Origin of the sequence: Pseudomonas sp. PDM25 (assembly GCF_019219045.1) — a bacterium.
Lineage (GTDB): Bacteria > Pseudomonadota > Gammaproteobacteria > Pseudomonadales > Pseudomonadaceae > Aquipseudomonas.
Genome location: NZ_JAHUWL010000023.1, coordinates 43,966 through 60,649, shown reverse-complemented (window position 1 = coordinate 60,649; position 16,684 = coordinate 43,966). Strand labels below are relative to the sequence as shown.

The following is a 16,684-nucleotide window of genomic DNA, read 5'->3' as shown; positions in this document are numbered from 1 at the left end:
TCTTCAAAATGATGGCAGAAGTCAAAAAGTCGGCCGCGTCCGGCGTATTTTTATTGTGTTACCCAAACGTTTGGGTTGCCGAAATGTAGATACAGGAATAGCTTTAGTCAATCGTTTGGGTAAAGGTTTTTTTTCCGGGAAGGAGGCCTGATTGAGGTAGAATCGCGCGCTGAATAATGCACGGTTGGAAGACTCTCAAACATGCCGAATCAATCTCGTCCCGCCACCCTGAAGTCCATGGCGACTGCACTCGGGTTGCACGTCTCCACGGTGTCGCGGGTGCTCAATGGCGACCCGACCGGGGTCGAGCGAGCGGCGTCGGCTGAGGTGGTGGAGCGTATTCGTGCGCTGGCCAAGGAGCTGGATTATCGGCCGAACACGCAGGCATCCAACCTGAAATTGCGCAAAAGCCAGGAGATCTGCGTACTCATGCCACGCCTCACCGACCTGGTGATGGCGACCATTTATGACAGCATCGACAGCGCGGCGGAGGAGGCCGGCTACCTCACGTTCGTCTCCAATACCGACGACCTGCAGCCGCGCCAACTGGCACGTGCCGAGCACGCCTTGCGCCGCTCAGTGGCCGGGCTGATCGTGGGCGACTCGCACGTGGGTGAAAACCAGCCCTTACTCGATCTGCTCGCACGCAAGCACATTCCCTACGTGCTGGTCAGCCGGCAGATTGCAGGGCACCTCTCGGCGGCCAGCGACGACGAATTGGGCGGCTGGTTGGCGGCCGAACATTTGTATCAGCTGGGTTGTCGCGATGTGGCGATCCTGGCGGGTGAACGGCATGCGTCCACCGGGGCTGATCGTACCCGCGGATTCATCCGCTATTACCGTGAACAAGGCGTCGCCCTGCGCCCGGAGTGGATCCTCAATGGTCCTTTTGACAGCCACACCGGACACCGACAAGGCGAGTATCTGCTGGGGCTCAACCCACGCCCTCAGGCGTTTTTCGCGGTCAACGACTTCCTTGCCATTGGCCTGATGGGCGCCGCCCGCGACAAAGGGTTGCAGCCGGGCAAGGACATTGCCGTCGTCGGCTTCAACGACATCCCGCTAGCCAATGAACTCATCGTTCCACTGACCAGCGTGCGCCTGCAGATGGCACAGATGGGGCGGCATGCGGTGGAGTTGCTGCTCAAACGCATCAAGGGAGAGGCCGCAGAGTCGATCATCCTTGCGCCGCAGTTGCAGGTGCGGGCGAGTTCCTCGCTGTTGCGCCGCGATAATTGAGTCGGAGTTAGTCAAATCAAGTGGTCAGGCGCTGACCGATTTCGCCCCAAAAATGTCGATCAACTCTGTCAAGAAGCTGCTCACCAGCTCACCAGCTCACCAGCTCACTCTGGCGAGTCGAGTGTCGAACCGCTGCATGAAAGACAACCTCATAGCGCAACTGCTCAGGGTTAAGTGAGTGCAACTGCCCTAATGCTTCATGCTTGGCACCGTAAAACTGCGGCAGAAAACCCAAGTGTTGGCCCGACAGGATGAGCAAAGCGGCCCCGTCCATACTGTCGGTAAGTGCCGTCAAACGTTCAATGGACGTAGGAGTCGACTGAGACGGCGACCGAACTGGCCGGGCACATTCGAGACGTCAGCAAGGTACTGGACGTGATCCGCAGCATTGCCGAACAGACCAACCTGTTGGCGCTCAACGCTGCCATCGAAGCCCCCGTGCTGGCGAACAGGGGCGTGGGTTTGCGGTGGTGGCCGATGAAGTGCACGCGCTCGCCCACCGCACCCAAGCCTCGACCGTAGAAATCGAAGGCATGATCAGTACCGTGCAATCGGGCGCTAATGGGGCCGTCACTGCCATGGGCAAGAGCCTGTCGCTGGCCACCAACACCCAGGAACTGGCCCAGGTCGCCCGTGAGGTGGACCGTAACTTGCTGAACATCCAGGACCTCTCGACCCAGACCGCTGCGGATGCCAACCAGACCAGCGCTTCGAGCCAGGAACTGTCGCGGCTGGCCGTCTCCTTCAATGCCCTGGTAGCGCAGTTCAAGCTTTAAGGTCCTGAGGACGGCTTCACGTCGGCCACCGGTCCATGGTCATTCCGCCTGGCTTCTACCAGGCATGTCAATGCCGTGCTGATGCACCCGGCGATACAGAGTTGCCCGGGAAATGCCCAAAGCCTTGGCGGCGGCGGTGGGTTTCCAGCGGTGACGCACCAGGGCATCGAGCAGTGTCTGGCGTTCCGGGCTCGCGCAGCAATCAACGGTGGCGCCGGCGCTTGGGCCATTAAGCCGGTGGCCTTGCAGTTGTTCGGGCAAATGGCTGACCTGAATCAGGTTTGTATCGCACACCGCGCAGGCATAACGCAGCACGTGGCGTAACTGGCGAACGTTACCTGGCCAGCGGTAGCCAAGCAGGCATTCCAGCGCCGCGCCTCCCAGTTGCATGGATTCTGCGCAAAGCGTCGATTCCTCATCGAGAATCCGGTTGATCAGCGCCAGGCGGTCACTGCGTTCGCGTAGCGGCGGTAACTGGAAGCGGGCTCCACTCAAACGAAAGTACAGGTCCTCGCGAAACTCGCCCGCAGCGACCAGTGCTTCCAGATCGCGGTGACTTGCGCAGATGACCTGAAGGTCGATCGCTTTGCGCCGTGAAGCGCCCAGTGGCGCCACTTCACCTTCGGCCAGAACCCGCAGCAGGCGGGTTTGCAAGGGCAGGGGCATGTCGCCGATTTCATCGAGAAACAGCGTGCCGCCGTCGGCTTGCTCCAGCAGACCTTGCATGCCCTTGCTCGAGGCGCCCGTGAAGGCACCGGCGACATAGCCAAATAATTCGCTTTCGATCAGGTTCTCCGGGATCGCCGCGCAGTTCACTGCAACGAACGGACGCTCACGGCGCTGGCTGGCCTGATGTAACTGACGGGCGAAGACTTCTTTGCCGGAGCCGGTCTCGCCCTGGATCAGCACCGGCAGGTTGCGGTCTTTGACCCGCACTGCAAGGCGCAGGCTTTCTTCCAGTCGCGGATCGAGCTCGGCGGGTGTCAATACCGGGCGCGATGGGTTGCGTTTCACCCGACGTGGCCCGCGGAGGCGCCCGTGCAGCGCAGGGTGACCACCTTGGCCGTGAAGCACGCAGAGCGATTCGTCGCTGGCCCGATGCAACAACTGCTGATCGAACACCTGGCCGATGTGTTCCGGCAGTTGGCCAAAGCTTTGCAGCAGCAATTGCCGCGCCGCTGGGTTGAGTGCCTGCAAACGGCCGTCATCATCCCAGGCGAGCAAGTAATCGGGTTGGCTGTCGACATAGCCCGGGCTGTTGTGGGCGCGCAGCACCCAGTAACCCTGGGCACTGTTCATGAAAAACGCCTGTTCGATTTCCCGTGCGCTCTGCACCACCATCTGCCGGATTAAATGTTGGGAACGGCGGTCGTCCGGGGAACTCACCGCGGACACGTCGAGCACTCCGAGCAATTCGCCGCGCGGGTCGAAGACCGGCGCGGCCGAGCAGGTAAGGCCGATGAACGCGGCGCGAAAGTGATCGCGTTTGTGCACCGTGATCGGTGTTCTCGCTGTCAGCACCGCAGCCACGCCACAGGTGCCTTCTTCGCCTTCTGACCAGCAGGTGCCCAAGTACAGACCGGCTTTACGGCAGTCATTGCGGATGGAGGTTTCCACGCGATAGTCGATGGTCTGACCCTGGGCATCGGTGAGCAGCACGCAGTAGTTAGCGTCACGCACGCGACCGTGGAGGCGGGCGACTTCTTCGCTGGCAATGCGCAGGAACAACTCGGAGCGCTCGCGGCACTCCTGCAACACGTTCTGCGAAAGGATCCGTGGCCCTTGCAATGAGCCAGGGTCCAGATGGTGTTGCTCCATGGAGCGGCGCCAGGAGTCGAGTATCAAGCCCGGCACAGGCAACTGCGGCAGGTGTTCGGCATTTTTCAAAACACGGCTGACGCAATCCACATGCGCCTTCGAGTGTGCGGAAAGCATTAAGGCCTCCGGTTCTATCTTCTTTTAGTTGTGCGGCTATTAAGCGCCGTTCATTGGCCCCGGACAAGCGTCAGGTCACTCACGGCTGGTGGTGAGACGCAACGTCTCACGGTCTCGCCGCCACCTCGTGCAGCCTGACATGACGCGTCTCATTCGGGCTTGATTCCGAGCACCCTCAGGTTCTCGCTGGAGCGCTCTACGACGGGGTTTTGCAGGTGTTTTTGCAGATCTGGCACCGGCCTTGCTCTAGCTCTGGCAACCAGCCCGACTGGCAACCCAAAAATAAAAAGAGGTGCCCGATGTCCTGCCCAGCCCCTTTCCCTGTTCTGCCCGTGGTGGCGACATGAGTCGTGCGCCGCTGACTGTCGGCATCATCGCCAACCCGGCATCCGGTCGGGACGTGCGGCGCCTGACCGCCAACGCCGGGCTGTTTTCCAGCACCGACAAGGTCTCGGTGATCCAGCGCTTGCTGGCTGCGTTTGGCGCCACCGGCATCGAGCGGGTGCTGATGCCCACCGACATGACCGGCATCGCCGCCGCCGTGCTGAAAAACAGCCACGGTCGTCAGGCTCGCAGCAGTCACTGGCCGGCCCTTGAGTTCCTCGACCTGACCCTTCGCCAAAGTGTCGAGGACACCCGTCACGCGGCGCGCTGGATGGCCGAACGCGGCGTTGCCCTGATCGCGGTGCTGGGCGGCGACGGTACTCACAAGGCGGTGGCCGCCGAAGTCGGCGACATTCCGCTGCTGACCCTGTCCACCGGCACCAACAACGCCTTCCCGGAACTGCGTGAAGCCACTAGCGCCGGGTTGGCCGGCGGGCTGTTTGTCAGTGGGCGGATCCCGCCCGAGATCGCCTTGCGCCGCAACAAACGCTTGCTGGTGCGCGAGCCGAGTCGTGGCCTGTGCGAGATGGCCCTGGTGGACGTGGCGGTGTCCTCGCTGCCCTTCGTCGGCGCCCGGGCCATCAGTCGCGGAGCCGATCTGGCCGAGGTGTTTGTGACTTTCGCTGAACCGCAGTCCATTGGCATCTCGGCCCTTTGCGGCTTGTGGTTTCCCGTGTCACGTCAGGCTCCGGGCGGGGCCTGGATGCGCCTCGATGCGCAATCTCCAGAAGCACTGCTGGTGCCTTTGGCTCCCGGCCTGTTGCAAGGCTGCGGCGTACTCGCTGCCGCAAGCCTTGAACCCGGCGTCGCTCATGGTTTGTGCCTGGCCAGCGGCACCCTGGCTCTGGATGGCGAGCGCGAGATCGAATTCAACGCCCATGACCGGCCCACGGTCACCCTCGATGCCGGTGGTCCGCTGAGCATCGACGTCAACGCGACCCTGGCCTATGCCGCGCAACAACGACTTCTGGCCATCGGCCGTGAACACCCGCAACACCCTTTGAACCTTGCACCTTGAAACTTGAGCCTCAAGACACCCTGGAGAATAAAAATGTCGACACAGCTGACCGCTGATCAATTGCTGCATGCCTATCAGGTGATGCGCACCATCCGCGTCTTTGAAGAGCGCCTGCACGTGGAATTCGCCACCGGCGAGATTCCCGGTTTCGTCCATCTGTATGCCGGTGAAGAAGCTTCAGCCGCCGGCGTCATGGCCCACTTGGGTGATGACGATTGCATTGCCTCCAACCACCGTGGTCACGGCCACTGCATCGCCAAAGGTGTCGATGTGTACGGGATGATGGCCGAGATTTACGGCAAGAAAACCGGGGTCTGCCAAGGTAAGGGTGGCTCCATGCACATCGCCGATTTCGAGAAGGGCATGCTCGGTGCCAACGGCATTGTGGGGGCCGGTGCGCCGCTGATCGTAGGCGCGGCCCTGGCCGCCAAACTCAAGGGGACTGACAGCGTTGCGGTGGTGTTTTTCGGTGACGGCGGCTCCAACGAAGGGGCGGTGTTCGAAGCGATGAACATGGCCTCAGTGTGGAATCTGCCGTGCCTGTTCATTGCCGAGAACAATGGTTACGCCGAAGCCACGGCCTCCAACTGGTCGGTGGCCTGCGATCACATCGCCGACCGCGCTGCCGGTTTCGGCATGCCCGGGGTCACGGTGGACGGCTTCGACTTCTTTGCCGTTCACGAAGCCGCCGGTGCCGCCGTGGAGCGAGCCCGGGCCGGGGAGGGCCCGTCCCTGATCGAGGTCAAGCTGACTCGTTATTACGGTCACTTTGAGGGCGACGCCCAGACCTATCGGGCGCCGGACGAGGTCAAGCATTTCCGCGAGCACAACGACTGCTTGATGCAGTTTCGCGAGCGCACTCTCCGCGCCGGGCGGCTGCAGGCCAGCCAGTTGGACCAGATCGACAGCGAGGTCGACCTGCTGATCGAGAACGCCGTGCGCAAGGCCAAGTCCGACCCCAAACCGAGCGCGGCCGATCTGCTCTCTGACGTCTACGTTTCCTATCCCTGAACGCCCCTATAACAAGAATCGAGACCTTCATCATGGCGAGAAAAATCAGTTATCAGCAGGCAATCAACGAAGCACTGGCCCAGGAAATGCGCCGCGACCCCAGCGTGTTCATCATGGGTGAGGACGTCGCCGGCGGTGCCGGTGCCCCCGGTGAAAACGACGCCTGGGGCGGGGTTCTGGGTGTGACCAAGGGCCTCTATCATCAATTCCCTGGGCGAGTGCTGGACACGCCATTGTCGGAGTTGGGCTATGTCGGTGCCGCAGTGGGCGCCGCGACCTGTGGCGTACGCCCGGTGTGTGAGTTGATGTTCGTCGACTTCGCCGGTTGCTGCCTGGACCAGATCCTCAATCAGGCGGCCAAGTTTCGCTACATGTTCGGTGGCAAGGCCTCCACGCCACTGGTGATCCGCACGATGGTCGGCGCCGGGTTGCGGGCCGCCGCCCAGCACTCGCAGATGCTGACCTCCTTGTGGACCCACATTCCAGGGCTGAAAGTGGTTTGCCCGTCGTCGCCTTATGACGCCAAAGGTCTGCTGATCCAGGCCATCCGCGACAATGACCCGGTGATCTTCTGTGAACACAAAATGCTCTACAGCATGCAGGGTGAAGTACCGGAAGAGCTCTATACCATCCCTTTCGGCGAAGCCAACTTCCTGCGTGATGGCAAGGACGTGACGCTGGTCTCCTATGGCCGCACCGTCAACACTGCGATGGACGCCGCCCGCAATCTGGCCGCGCGCGGCATCGACTGCGAGGTGATCGACCTGCGCACCACCAGCCCATTGGACGAAGACAGCATTCTCGAAAGCGTGGAAAAGACCGGGCGCCTGGTGGTGATCGACGAAGCCAACCCGCGCTGTTCCATGGCCACTGACATCTCGGCCCTGGTGGCGCAAAAAGCTTTCGCCTCGCTCAAGGCGCCGATCGAGATGGTGACTGCGCCGCACACGCCGGTGCCGTTCTCTGATGCCCTGGAGGACCTCTACATTCCCGACGCGGCGAAGATCGAAAGCGCCGTGCTCAAGCTGATTGAGTGGAGCAAGCGTTCATGAGCCAGATCCATACCCTGACTATGCCCAAGTGGGGCCTGTCCATGACCGAGGGCCGGGTCGATGTCTGGCTCAAGGAGGAGGGCCAGGCTATCGCCAAGGGCGACGAAGTGCTGGATGTCGAAACCGACAAAATTTCCAGCAGTGTCGAGGCACCGTTTTCCGGGGTACTTCGTCGGCAGATCGCCCGCCAGGATGAAACCCTGGCGGTGGGTGCGTTGCTCGGCATCGTGGTCGACGGCGAAGCCAGCGAGGCGGAAATCGATGCGGTGGTCGAGCAGTTTCAGGCCGCGTTCGTGCCCGGTGACGGTGCCGAGGAAGACAGCGGGCCGAAACCGCAAAAGGTCGAGCTGGACGGACGGTTGATCCGTTACTTCGAGCGCGGCGAAGGTGGGGTGCCGTTGGTACTGGTACATGGCTTTGGCGGTGACCTGAACAACTGGATGTTCAATCACGAAGCATTAGCCGCCGGCCACCGGGTGATTGCGCTGGACCTGCCGGGCCATGGCGAGTCGACCAAACAACTGGCGCGCGGAGACCTGGATGAGCTGAGCGGCGTAGTGCTGGCATTACTCGATTACCTGGACATTCCCGCAGCGCATCTGGTGGGGCACTCCATGGGCGGCGCGGTGTCGCTGAACACTGCGCGTCTGGCTCCGCAGCGGGTACGTTCCCTGACCTTGATCGGCAGCGCCGGTCTGGGCGAGGACATCAACGGCGATTACCTGCAAGGCTTTGTCGAGGCTACCAACCGCAATGCCCTCAAGCCACAGTTGGTGCAACTGTTCTCCAACCCCGAGCTGGTCAACCGGCAGATGCTCGAAGACATGCTGAAGTACAAGCGCCTGGAAGGCGTGGACGCGGCATTGAGGATGCTGGTTTCGGGCCTGTTTACCGAGGGCCGGCAGCAGCTGGATCTGCGCCATGTGGTGCAAGAAGGCCAGCAGCCGGTGTTGCTGATCTGGGGCAGTGACGACGCGATTATTCCGGTGAACCATAGCGTCGGGCTGAAGGCCCAGGTCGAGGTTCTGCCAGGTCAGGCGCACATGGTGCAGATGGAAGCGGCCGAGCAGGTCAATCGATTGATTCTGGACTTTGTGCAACAGCACTGACGCCCCCCTCCTGGTGGTCTCTCGCGGAGCGTCAGGTCGATTCTTGCGTAAGAAATACTATTAAATCAAGGGTTTGCAAGCTAAGGCTGATGCAAACCCTTGTTTGTTACTGGCTTGCTGTTTTAGCCAGTGGCAGTTATTGACCCGGGCCGCCAGCCCTTGGATTAGCGCTGCGTCGATCTTCGCCAGAAGGGTTGCCGGTATCGACAAGCCTTCTCTCGACCAAGACATTTTGAAGGGCCTTGCGGGCTGCCGGATCGAGCTGATGCTCTCTTTCTTTGAGTTCAAGCAAGATTGGGCTGGACCAAGTGCGATAGGTTTTCTCAGCAATACGAATAGGTGTCATCGGTCTCCTCCTTGATCAAGGCGCGCCAACGCAGCTGGCGCCATTTCGATTCGATAGAACCCTAGTCGAGAAATCTGCTTGCCGCCAAGCTGCTTCGATTTCATCCCTCATTTTCCCAGGCGCCCGTAGCAGCCGTGCGCCGAACACAGTCGGAAAAGTCCCGCGCCGGCCGACCTGGTCCGGGATGCAGGCGGACAAACAGCTCATGGCGTTGGAACTGCAGGAGAGTCGTATTGCGGGCGGGTTGTTGGCCGACGCGATGCTGCGGGTATTCCCCGACAGCGATGCGTTGCGGGTCGAGGCCTTCAAACGCATGTCGTTGCTGGAAATCATGGCGCCAGCGGCCGGATCGAGTGAACTCGATTCCGCCGCCGATGCTGTCAGCTAAACGAAAGGCTGACCGGTGAAACCACGAGGCAATCGTTGCCGTCCTTCCATGGCGGTGAGCCGTTCGACCCAGGCCGCGCGCCAGTCATTGGCGGTATGCGTAACTTTGGCTTTGCGTGCGGCGCGGCGTGCAGCGTTGCGCTGTTCTTTGCGCGCATCCTTGAACGCGTCGGTGTTGCGACAGCTTCTGCATTTCACCCGGGTCAGTTCGCTGGTTGAAACGAGTTTGCTGCCTTTGTGACCGCAGGCCAGATGCCCGCCGACTTTGAAGTGAGTAACCATCAGACGCCTCCTTCGTGACGTGTGATTGTTTGACCTCCAGCGTGCGGTGAACGTTCGTTATCTGTGCAATGCGGACAAAAAAAAGGCCCGCATGCGGGCGGGCCAGGGGGATTCTTCAAAGGAGTCCGGTCACTGTAGGGCGTGAGTTGTGAACACAGCGTGAAACAGGCTGCGCAGACATAAAAAAGCCCAGCGCCAGGCCGGGTTGGGGATGCAGCAGGAAGCGCTCACGCAAGGACGCACCCGGTGACGATAAGGTCGCCGTTCATGCGTCCTGAATCAGGCCGTGTCCTTGAGGATATCCAGATCGAATCATCTGAACCGCGGCAGGGGCGGGTCGACAGGTTTGAGCGACGACAGCGTATTGCGAATCAGTGGCGTGTCCTTCTCGATGTCGTTCAGACGATCACGGATTCTGAGGGCCGTCGGGTGCCCGCCTTGATGATCGACCCAGTCGGCAATTTCCTTGCATGCCGCTGCCAGGCGAGCCTGACGGGAGTCGAGCAGGGTGAGCAACGTGGTGATGGACTCTTTTTCGGACATGGCAAACACCTCCGTTCAAGAAACCTTTAACTGGCAGCAAAAAGCCCGCGGGGAGCGAGCTGTCTGCCGATGGGGTCGCTAATCCTTCAGCTGTTTTTCAGTATAGACCCGTGAAAGGCACGTAGCATCAGCCTTGTCGGGCCGTCACTTGCGACCTGGCATTCAGCTGCCGGCATTCGCGCCGGGCGTCTTCTTCACGATCGAAACCGTCCCCGATGAAGCCGCGGGTTCGAGTATCGGCGATGCGATACCAGACAGCGGCGTCAGGTGGTGGATGATCGGTTTCTCCGGCTCGGCGACCATGGATAATGATCTTGTTGCATCGCTTCACAACGAAAATGTCTTCCATGGCGTCACCGCAGCTAATTCAGGTTCACAACAACTATAGAAGCCATTTGCGATCGTGCAAAAAATAGACAGGTCAGTTCGTCGCTTCAACGGTGGCGATCATCTTCTCCAAAAACACCGCCAGCCCGACTTCCTCCGCCCTGAGCCCTTTGCGCGCTCGAGGTTTGGGCAGCTCAGCCAACGTACCCAAAAGAAAACCATCGAGCACCGCCGGGTGGATGTAGCACTTGCGGCAGACGGCCGGGGTGTTGCCCAGTTGTTTGGCGACGTTCTTGACCATCTCCACCACATGCCGCTTGGCATCCGACTCGGGCTCCCATTGCAGTTCCCGTAACACCGCCAACGCCAACGCGCTGCCGGCCCAGGTTCGGTAGTCCTTTGCGGTGAAGTCGGCACCGGTGAGCGTTTGCAGGTAGGCGTTGACGTCGGAGGAGCTGACGGTATGTCGCTCACCGTTTTCATCCAGGTACTGAAACAGGTTTTGCCCGGGAATTTCCAGGCAACGTTTGATGATCCGCGCCAGGCGTCGGTCTTTCACTGTGATCTGGTGCTCGACGCCGCTTTTGCCACGGAACTGGAACTGGATCGCGGTGCCGTTGACCTCGACGTGACGGTTGCGCAGGGTGGTCAGACCGTAGGAGCGGTTGTCCCGAGCGTACTGGGTGTTGCCGACCCGAATCAGCGTCGCATCAAGCAAGGTGATGACCGTGGCCATGACCTTGTCGCGACTGAAACCGGGAGCCGCCAACAGCGTTTCAAGCTGTTGGCGCAGTTTCGGCAAGGCCAGGCCGAAGTCCCGCAAACGTGAGTACTTATCGGCATCACGCACCTCTCGCCAGCGCGGGTGATAACGGTATTGCTTTCGACCTCGGGCATCACGACCGGTGGCTTGCAGATGGCCGCACGGGTCGGCGCAAATCCACACATCGGTGTAGGCCGGCGGTACGGCGAGGGCATTGATGCGTTTGATCTCGTCTTGATCGGTGATGCGCTGACCCGCAGGGTCGTAGTAGCAGAACTTGCCGCGCAGTTTCTTGCGGGTGATGCCGGGCTGGGTGTCATCGACGTAATGCAGGTCGGATGGCAGCACATCGGGCAGCGCGGTATCGGGCATGGCGGTAGTCCTTGGCGGTGGATCAGGGGCCGTTACAGCCATTGACCGCACGCTGTTGCAGTGGTGCCAGCGGATTTACGCCAGCACCGCCACCGCCTTGATCTGCGCCCAGAGTTGCTGGCTGGGGTGCACGCCCAATTGGTCCCGGGAGTAGCGGGTGATCCGCGCCAGCAGCGGCGTGCCGCCAGCGTCCAGACGGATCAGCACGTGGGCGGCGTTGTCGGCGCCCAACTCACTGATCACGGTGACCGGCAGGCGATTGAGGATGCTGCTTTGCTCGACGCTTTGCAGGCTCAGGCTGACATCCCGCGCCTGAACCTTGCAGCGCAGCGCCTGACCCGGGGTCATCGGTGAGTGAGCCACGCGAATGTTCAGGGTCGTGTTCGGCAGTTGCAGGGTCAGCAACTGATAGTCGGGGTCATAGGCACTGACATGCCCCTCGATCACCACGCCGGCGTCGTCGCCCAGCGCCAGGGGCAGGTCGAGACGGGCCAGCGTTTCGCCAATAGCGCCGCTGGCCAGCGCCTTGCCATTGCTGAGCAGAACGAGGTGATCAGCCAACCGCGCAACTTCATCCTGTGAATGGCTGACGTACAGCACCGGGATGTCCAGCTCATCATGCAGTCGTTGCAGGTAAGGCAGGATTTCGTTTTTGCGCTGACTATCCAATGCCGCCAGCGGCTCGTCCATCAGCAACAGTTTCGGGCTGGTGAGCAAGGCGCGGGCGATGCCGACCCGCTGCCGTTCTCCGCCGGAAAGGTGCTGCGGATGGCGATCCAGCAAATGGCCGATCCCGAGCAGTTCGGTCGCTTGAGCCATGTCGACCCGTCGCTGTGGGCGAGGAATGCGCTTGAGGCCGAACTCCAGATTGGCCAGCACCGACAGATGGGGAAACAGACTGGCTTCCTGGAAGACGTAACCCAGCGCACGTTTGTGTGGCGGCACGAAAATCTTCTTGTCGCTGTCCTGCCAGATTTCATCGTTGACTTGAATGAAACCCTGCTCGGCCTTCTCCAGGCCAGCAATGCAGCGCAGGCAGGTGGTCTTGCCCGAACCGGAATGGCCGTAAAGTGCCGTGACGCCGCGGCCGGGCAATTGCAGATCCACCTCCAGGGCGAACCCTGAATACTTCAGTTTCAGACGCGTATGAATCATCGATCAGCTCCAGCCCGCTTTGGTTTTACGGCTGGAGTAAAGCGCCAGCAACACCATAAAGGAGAACACCAGCATCGCCCCGGCCAGCCAATGGGCTTGGGCGTATTCCATGGCTTCGACGTGATCGTAGATCTGCACCGAGACCACGCGGGTTTTATCGGGAATGTTGCCGCCGATCATCAGCACCACGCCGAATTCACCCACGGTGTGGGCGAAACCGAGAATAGCCGCAGTGATGAACCCGGGGCGGGCCAGCGGCAGGATCACGCTGAAAAACGTGTCCCAGGGATTGGCGCGCAAGGTCGCGGCCACCTCCAATGGGCGAGTGCCGATGGCGGAAAAAGCATTTTGCAGTGGCTGGACCACGAACGGCATCGAGTAGAGCACCGAGCCGATCACCAGCCCTGCAAAACTGAACGTGAGGGTGCCGAGCCCCAGGGATTGGGTGAAGTGGCCGACAAACCCGTTAGGGCCAAGCGCCAGCAACAGATAAAAGCCAATCACCGTTGGCGGCAGTACCAGGGGCAGGGCGACGATCGCCCCGACCGGGCCGCGCAACCATGAGCGGGTGCGCGACAGCCATAACGCAATCGGAGTGCCGATGACCAGCAGGATGACTGTCGTCAGCGACGCCAGTTTCAGGGTCAGCCAGATGGCGGAAAAGTCAGCACTCGATAGCGTCATTTAGAGTTGGTAACCGTAGGATTTGATGACAGCGGCGGCTTTCGGACCTTTGAGGTAGTCAACCAGCGCCTTGGCAGCCGGGTTGTCCTTGCCCTTGTTGAGGATCACCGCGTCTTGTTTGATCGGGTCGTGCATGTCGGCTGGAACGATCCAGGCTGAGCCGCCGGTGACTTTGCCGTCTTTGTAGATCTGCGACAAGGCCACAAAACCAAGTTCGGCGTTGCCGGTGGACACGAACTGGTAGGCCTGGGTGATGTTCTGGCCTTCAACGATCTTGGTTTTGACCTTGTCGGTCAGGCCCAGCCTGGCCAGCACCTGAGTGGCGGCCAGACCATAAGGCGCGGCTTTCGGGTTGGCGATGGACAGGTGCTGATACTGGTTGTCGCTCAACACTTTGCCCTTGGCATCGACGTAACCTTCCTTGGCCGACCACAGCGCCAGGGTGCCGATGGCGTAGGTGAAACGCGAGCCTTTGACGGTGTCGCCTTCGGTTTCGAGTTTTTGCGGGGTGGTGTCATCCGCCGAGAGGAGCACTTCGAACGGTGCGCCGTTCTTGATCTGGGTGTAGAACTGGCCGGTTGCCCCATAAGCTGCGACCAGTTTATGCCCGGTGTCTTTTTCGAAATCGGCGGCGATCGCTTGAATCGGCGCAGTGAAGTTGGCGGCGACGGCAACCTGGACTTCATCCGCCTGGGCGGACCCGAAAGCGAACCCTGCGATCAGGGTTGCCAGGCAGGTGGGGGCAAAACATGAGGCACGAATGGTCATGAAACGGCTCCGTTGTAGGCAAGTGCAGCGAGAGGGGGTAAACGCTATATAGCGGAATATATAGCGAAATGCCTGCAAACGGAACTTTGTAAGAGCGAGAGACGTTCAGTTGTGACGAGGGGCTTACTTGTGGCGAGGGGGCTTGTCGGAACGCCGCATCGCCCCGTTGGGTCGCGCAGCGGCCCCAAAAGCTTTGCGACTGCTTCGCAGCCGAACGGGGCGATGCGGCTTTCCGACAAGCCCCCTCGCCACAGTTTTTGCGCCTAGCGTCGAGTCAATTTAGCCAATCCTTCCTCAGCCAGGCGCCGGGTCAGTTCAGCCGTGGTCATTTCAACGCCCAGGGTGAATGCCTGACCTGCCCAGAGATTGCTGAAGTCCGCTTCTCCCTTGGCCCGCAACGGCATCAGCGCACCACCCGCCAGCGGGAAGGCCGGTGCTTTGGCGCTCATCGGTCCGAGTTCGCGCATTACCCGATTGAGAATGCCGCGCGCCGGGCGTCCGGTGAAAATGTTAGTGACGGCGGTTTCACTTTCCTTGGCCGTGCGCAACGCCTTGTGATGAGACGCACTGACCTTGGCCTCTGGCGTGAACAAGTACGCCGTGCCCACTTGCACCGCCGAAGCCCCCAACAGGAAAGCCGCTGCGACGCCTCGTGCATCGGCAATCCCGCCGGCAGCAATCACCGGCACTTTCACCGCATCGACGATCTGCGGCACCAGCGCAAAGATCCCCACTTGGCTGCTCAGATCATCACTGAGAAACATGCCCCGATGGCCACCGGCCTCATACCCCATGGCAATGATTGCGTCACAACCGTGCTGCTCGAGCCAAATGGCCTCTTCGACCGTGGTGGCCGAGGAGAGCACTTTCGCCCCAGTGGCTTTCACGCGATCCAGCAGGGGCTTTTCCGGCAGGCCGAAGTGGAAACTCACGACTTCGGGGCGAAACTCTTCGATCACTTCGCAGGCCGCGTTATCGAACGGTGCTCGATTGGACACCGGCGTCGGCGCGTCGAAGTCCACGCCAAGTTCCCGGTAGTAGGGCTCCAGCAGATTCTTCCAGTCTCGAGCGCGCTGCTCATCGGCGGCGGGCGGCTGATGGCAGAAGTAGTTGACGTTGATCGGGCGCTGAGTGTGTTGACGAATCGTTTTCAGCTCCTCGCGTAACTGATCGATGCTCAACATGGCGGCGGGCATCGAGCCCAGGCCGCCGGTATTGCAGGCTGCGATAACCATGGCCGAAGTGGTCGCGCCGGCCATGGGGGCCTGGATGATCGGCAGCTCAATGCCGAGCAGGTCAAGAATGCGGGTATCTGGCCATTTGCTCATTTGAAGGGTTCTCCGACGTCATAACAGGGCAGGGACGGTAGGACCGATTTTGTAACAGCTATGCCTGACATAAGGCCAGTCGAGTTTTTGTTCCGTGTGTCACTCTTGGCTTAAAGTCGAGTACGGTGAAATGTTGCTATATGTTATTTCAACGGCACGATAACTGAGTGATTCCATCTGGAGGCAGCAATGTTCCAAGGCATTTTGATCGACAAAGACGACAGCGGTTACCGGGCCACACTGCAAGAGATCAATGACGATCAACTGCCCGAGGGCGATGTGACTGTGCGGGTGGCATACAGCACGCTGAACTTCAAGGACGGCCTGGCGATCACCGGCAGCAGCCCGGTGGTGCGAAAATTCCCGATGGTGCCGGGGATCGATCTGGCAGGCACTGTCGAATCCAGTGAGCATCCAGACTACAAGGTCGGTGATCAGGTCGTACTCAATGGCTGGGGTGTTGGTGAAGGACATTGGGGCGGACTGGCGCAGAAGGCTCGCTTGAATGGCGACTGGTTGATTCCGCTACCCAAAGAGTTCACTGCGGCGCAAGCGATGGCCATCGGCACGGCGGGTTACACGGCGATGCTGAGCATCCTGGCGCTGGAACATAATGGCGTGACGCCGGAGCAAGGCGAAGTGTTGGTCACCGGCGCCAATGGCGGTGTAGGCAGTTTCGCCATCGCACTGCTGAGCAAGCTCGGCTATCGGGTGGTTGCATCCACCGGCCGAACCTCCGAGCACGATTACCTCAAGCAACTGGGCGCCAGCGAAATCATCGACCGCGCCACGCTGTCCGAACCGGGCAAGCCCTTGGCCAAGGAGCGTTGGGCGGCGGTCATCGACTCGGTCGGCAGTCACACCCTGGCCAACGCCTGTGCCAGCACCAAGGCCAACGGCACTGTCGCCGCGTGTGGCCTGGCGCAAGGCATGGACTTCCCGGCTTCAGTCGCACCGTTCATTTTGCGTGGCGTGACCCTGGCCGGGATCAACAGCGTGACTCAACCCAAAGCCAAGCGGATACTGGCGTGGAATCGTCTGGCCAGGGATCTCGACTTCGCCTTGCTGCCGTTGATCAGTCACGAAATCGGTTTGAGTGAAACGATCGAGGCCGCACCGCGTTTGCTCGCTGGTCAGTTGCGTGGTCGGGTGGTGGTCGACGTCAATCGTTGACTGTTGCACCATAATTCAAACAAACAAATGAC

At 60.7% G+C, this 16,684-nt stretch carries 16 protein-coding genes and 3 pseudogenes; 8 read left to right on the top strand and 11 right to left on the bottom strand.

Annotation, left to right across the window (positions count from 1 at the left end):
• Positions 1-201 precede the first annotated feature (201 nt).
• The gene (locus KW848_RS29360; RefSeq protein ID WP_218538896.1) at positions 202-1,239 is read left to right on the top strand and encodes a LacI family DNA-binding transcriptional regulator; all 1,038 of its coding nucleotides are present in this window, start codon (positions 202-204) and stop codon (positions 1,237-1,239) included.
• 24 nt (positions 1,240-1,263) lie between these two features.
• Here KW848_RS29360 and KW848_RS32015 read toward each other — a convergent pair.
• Positions 1,264-1,567: pseudogene (locus KW848_RS32015) on the bottom strand (LysR family transcriptional regulator); the annotation flags it as partial.
• A gap of 47 nt (positions 1,568-1,614) precedes the next feature.
• On the opposite strand from KW848_RS32015, the pseudogene KW848_RS29355 reads away from it, so the two are divergent.
• Positions 1,615-2,015 (top strand): annotated as a pseudogene (locus KW848_RS29355) (methyl-accepting chemotaxis protein).
• Positions 2,016-2,054: 39 nt separating this feature from the next.
• On the opposite strand, the gene KW848_RS29350 reads toward KW848_RS29355, so the two are convergent.
• On the bottom strand, positions 2,055-3,950 hold the full coding sequence (locus tag KW848_RS29350) for a sigma-54-dependent Fis family transcriptional regulator (RefSeq protein WP_218538895.1): 1,896 nt from the start codon (positions 3,948-3,950) through the stop codon (positions 2,055-2,057).
• A gap of 343 nt (positions 3,951-4,293) precedes the next feature.
• Here KW848_RS29350 and KW848_RS29345 point away from each other — a divergent pair, with 343 nt between their 5' ends.
• The 4 genes from KW848_RS29345 to KW848_RS29330 are packed head-to-tail and all read left to right on the top strand — an operon-like array spanning position 4,294 to position 8,524.
• Positions 4,294-5,352: an ATP-NAD kinase family protein gene (locus tag KW848_RS29345; protein WP_218538894.1), complete on the top strand. Its 1,059-nt coding sequence runs from the start codon at positions 4,294-4,296 to the stop codon at positions 5,350-5,352.
• 33 nt (positions 5,353-5,385) lie between these two features.
• Positions 5,386-6,363, top strand: a complete 978-nt coding sequence (locus KW848_RS29340) for a thiamine pyrophosphate-dependent dehydrogenase E1 component subunit alpha (RefSeq protein ID WP_218538893.1) — start codon at positions 5,386-5,388, stop codon at positions 6,361-6,363.
• Between the two features lie 32 nt (positions 6,364-6,395).
• Positions 6,396-7,415 (top strand): alpha-ketoacid dehydrogenase subunit beta, encoded by a 1,020-nt coding sequence (locus tag KW848_RS29335; RefSeq protein WP_054597393.1) that lies wholly within the window; start codon positions 6,396-6,398, stop codon positions 7,413-7,415.
• Positions 7,412-8,524, top strand: a complete 1,113-nt coding sequence (locus KW848_RS29330) for an acetoin dehydrogenase dihydrolipoyllysine-residue acetyltransferase subunit (protein WP_218538892.1) — start codon at positions 7,412-7,414, stop codon at positions 8,522-8,524. Before KW848_RS29335 ends, KW848_RS29330 begins: the two co-directional genes overlap by 4 nt.
• Before the next feature lie 136 nt (positions 8,525-8,660).
• Here the strand turns inward: KW848_RS29330 and KW848_RS29325 are convergent, their stop codons facing one another.
• Entirely contained in the window at positions 8,661-8,870 is a 210-nt protein-coding gene (locus tag KW848_RS29325; protein WP_218538891.1) for a hypothetical protein, read from the bottom strand.
• Between the two features lie 166 nt (positions 8,871-9,036).
• Between KW848_RS29325 and KW848_RS29320 the strand changes: the two are divergent.
• Positions 9,037-9,258 (top strand): annotated as a pseudogene (locus KW848_RS29320) (TetR/AcrR family transcriptional regulator); the annotation flags it as partial.
• Here the strand turns inward: KW848_RS29320 and KW848_RS29315 are convergent.
• The 8 genes from KW848_RS29315 to KW848_RS29280 all read right to left on the bottom strand — a co-directional run bounded on the left by KW848_RS29315 (position 9,255) and on the right by KW848_RS29280 (position 15,479).
• Positions 9,255-9,539, bottom strand: a complete 285-nt coding sequence (locus KW848_RS29315) for a hypothetical protein (protein WP_218538890.1) — start codon at positions 9,537-9,539, stop codon at positions 9,255-9,257. The pseudogene KW848_RS29320 and the gene KW848_RS29315 sit on opposite strands and share 4 nt — an antisense overlap.
• Before the next feature lie 312 nt (positions 9,540-9,851).
• Positions 9,852-10,082, bottom strand: coding sequence for a hypothetical protein (locus KW848_RS29310; RefSeq protein ID WP_007946177.1), 231 nt, complete (start codon positions 10,080-10,082; stop codon positions 9,852-9,854).
• Positions 10,083-10,209: 127 nt separating this feature from the next.
• On the bottom strand, positions 10,210-10,431 hold the full coding sequence (locus KW848_RS32010) for a hypothetical protein (RefSeq protein WP_111450131.1): 222 nt from the start codon (positions 10,429-10,431) through the stop codon (positions 10,210-10,212).
• Positions 10,432-10,503: 72 nt separating this feature from the next.
• Complete coding sequence (locus KW848_RS29300; RefSeq protein WP_218538889.1) at positions 10,504-11,544, bottom strand: DNA topoisomerase IB; 1,041 nt, start codon at positions 11,542-11,544, stop codon at positions 10,504-10,506.
• A gap of 75 nt (positions 11,545-11,619) precedes the next feature.
• On the bottom strand, positions 11,620-12,699 hold the full coding sequence (gene modC / locus KW848_RS29295) for a molybdenum ABC transporter ATP-binding protein (protein WP_218538888.1): 1,080 nt from the start codon (positions 12,697-12,699) through the stop codon (positions 11,620-11,622).
• A 3-nt stretch (positions 12,700-12,702) separates the two neighbouring features.
• On the bottom strand, positions 12,703-13,383 hold the full coding sequence (gene modB, locus KW848_RS29290; protein ID WP_008153716.1) for a molybdate ABC transporter permease subunit: 681 nt from the start codon (positions 13,381-13,383) through the stop codon (positions 12,703-12,705).
• Positions 13,384-14,151 carry a molybdate ABC transporter substrate-binding protein gene (gene modA / locus KW848_RS29285; RefSeq protein WP_223527027.1) on the bottom strand — a complete coding sequence of 256 codons (768 nt, stop codon included), beginning with the start codon at positions 14,149-14,151 and terminating at the stop codon, positions 13,384-13,386. It lies immediately after the preceding gene.
• A gap of 263 nt (positions 14,152-14,414) precedes the next feature.
• Complete coding sequence (locus KW848_RS29280) at positions 14,415-15,479, bottom strand: nitronate monooxygenase family protein (protein ID WP_218538887.1); 1,065 nt, start codon at positions 15,477-15,479, stop codon at positions 14,415-14,417.
• 189 nt (positions 15,480-15,668) lie between these two features.
• Between KW848_RS29280 and KW848_RS29275 the strand changes: the two genes are divergently transcribed.
• Complete coding sequence (locus KW848_RS29275; protein WP_218538886.1) at positions 15,669-16,652, top strand: MDR family oxidoreductase; 984 nt, start codon at positions 15,669-15,671, stop codon at positions 16,650-16,652.
• Positions 16,653-16,684: the final 32 nt, after the last annotated feature.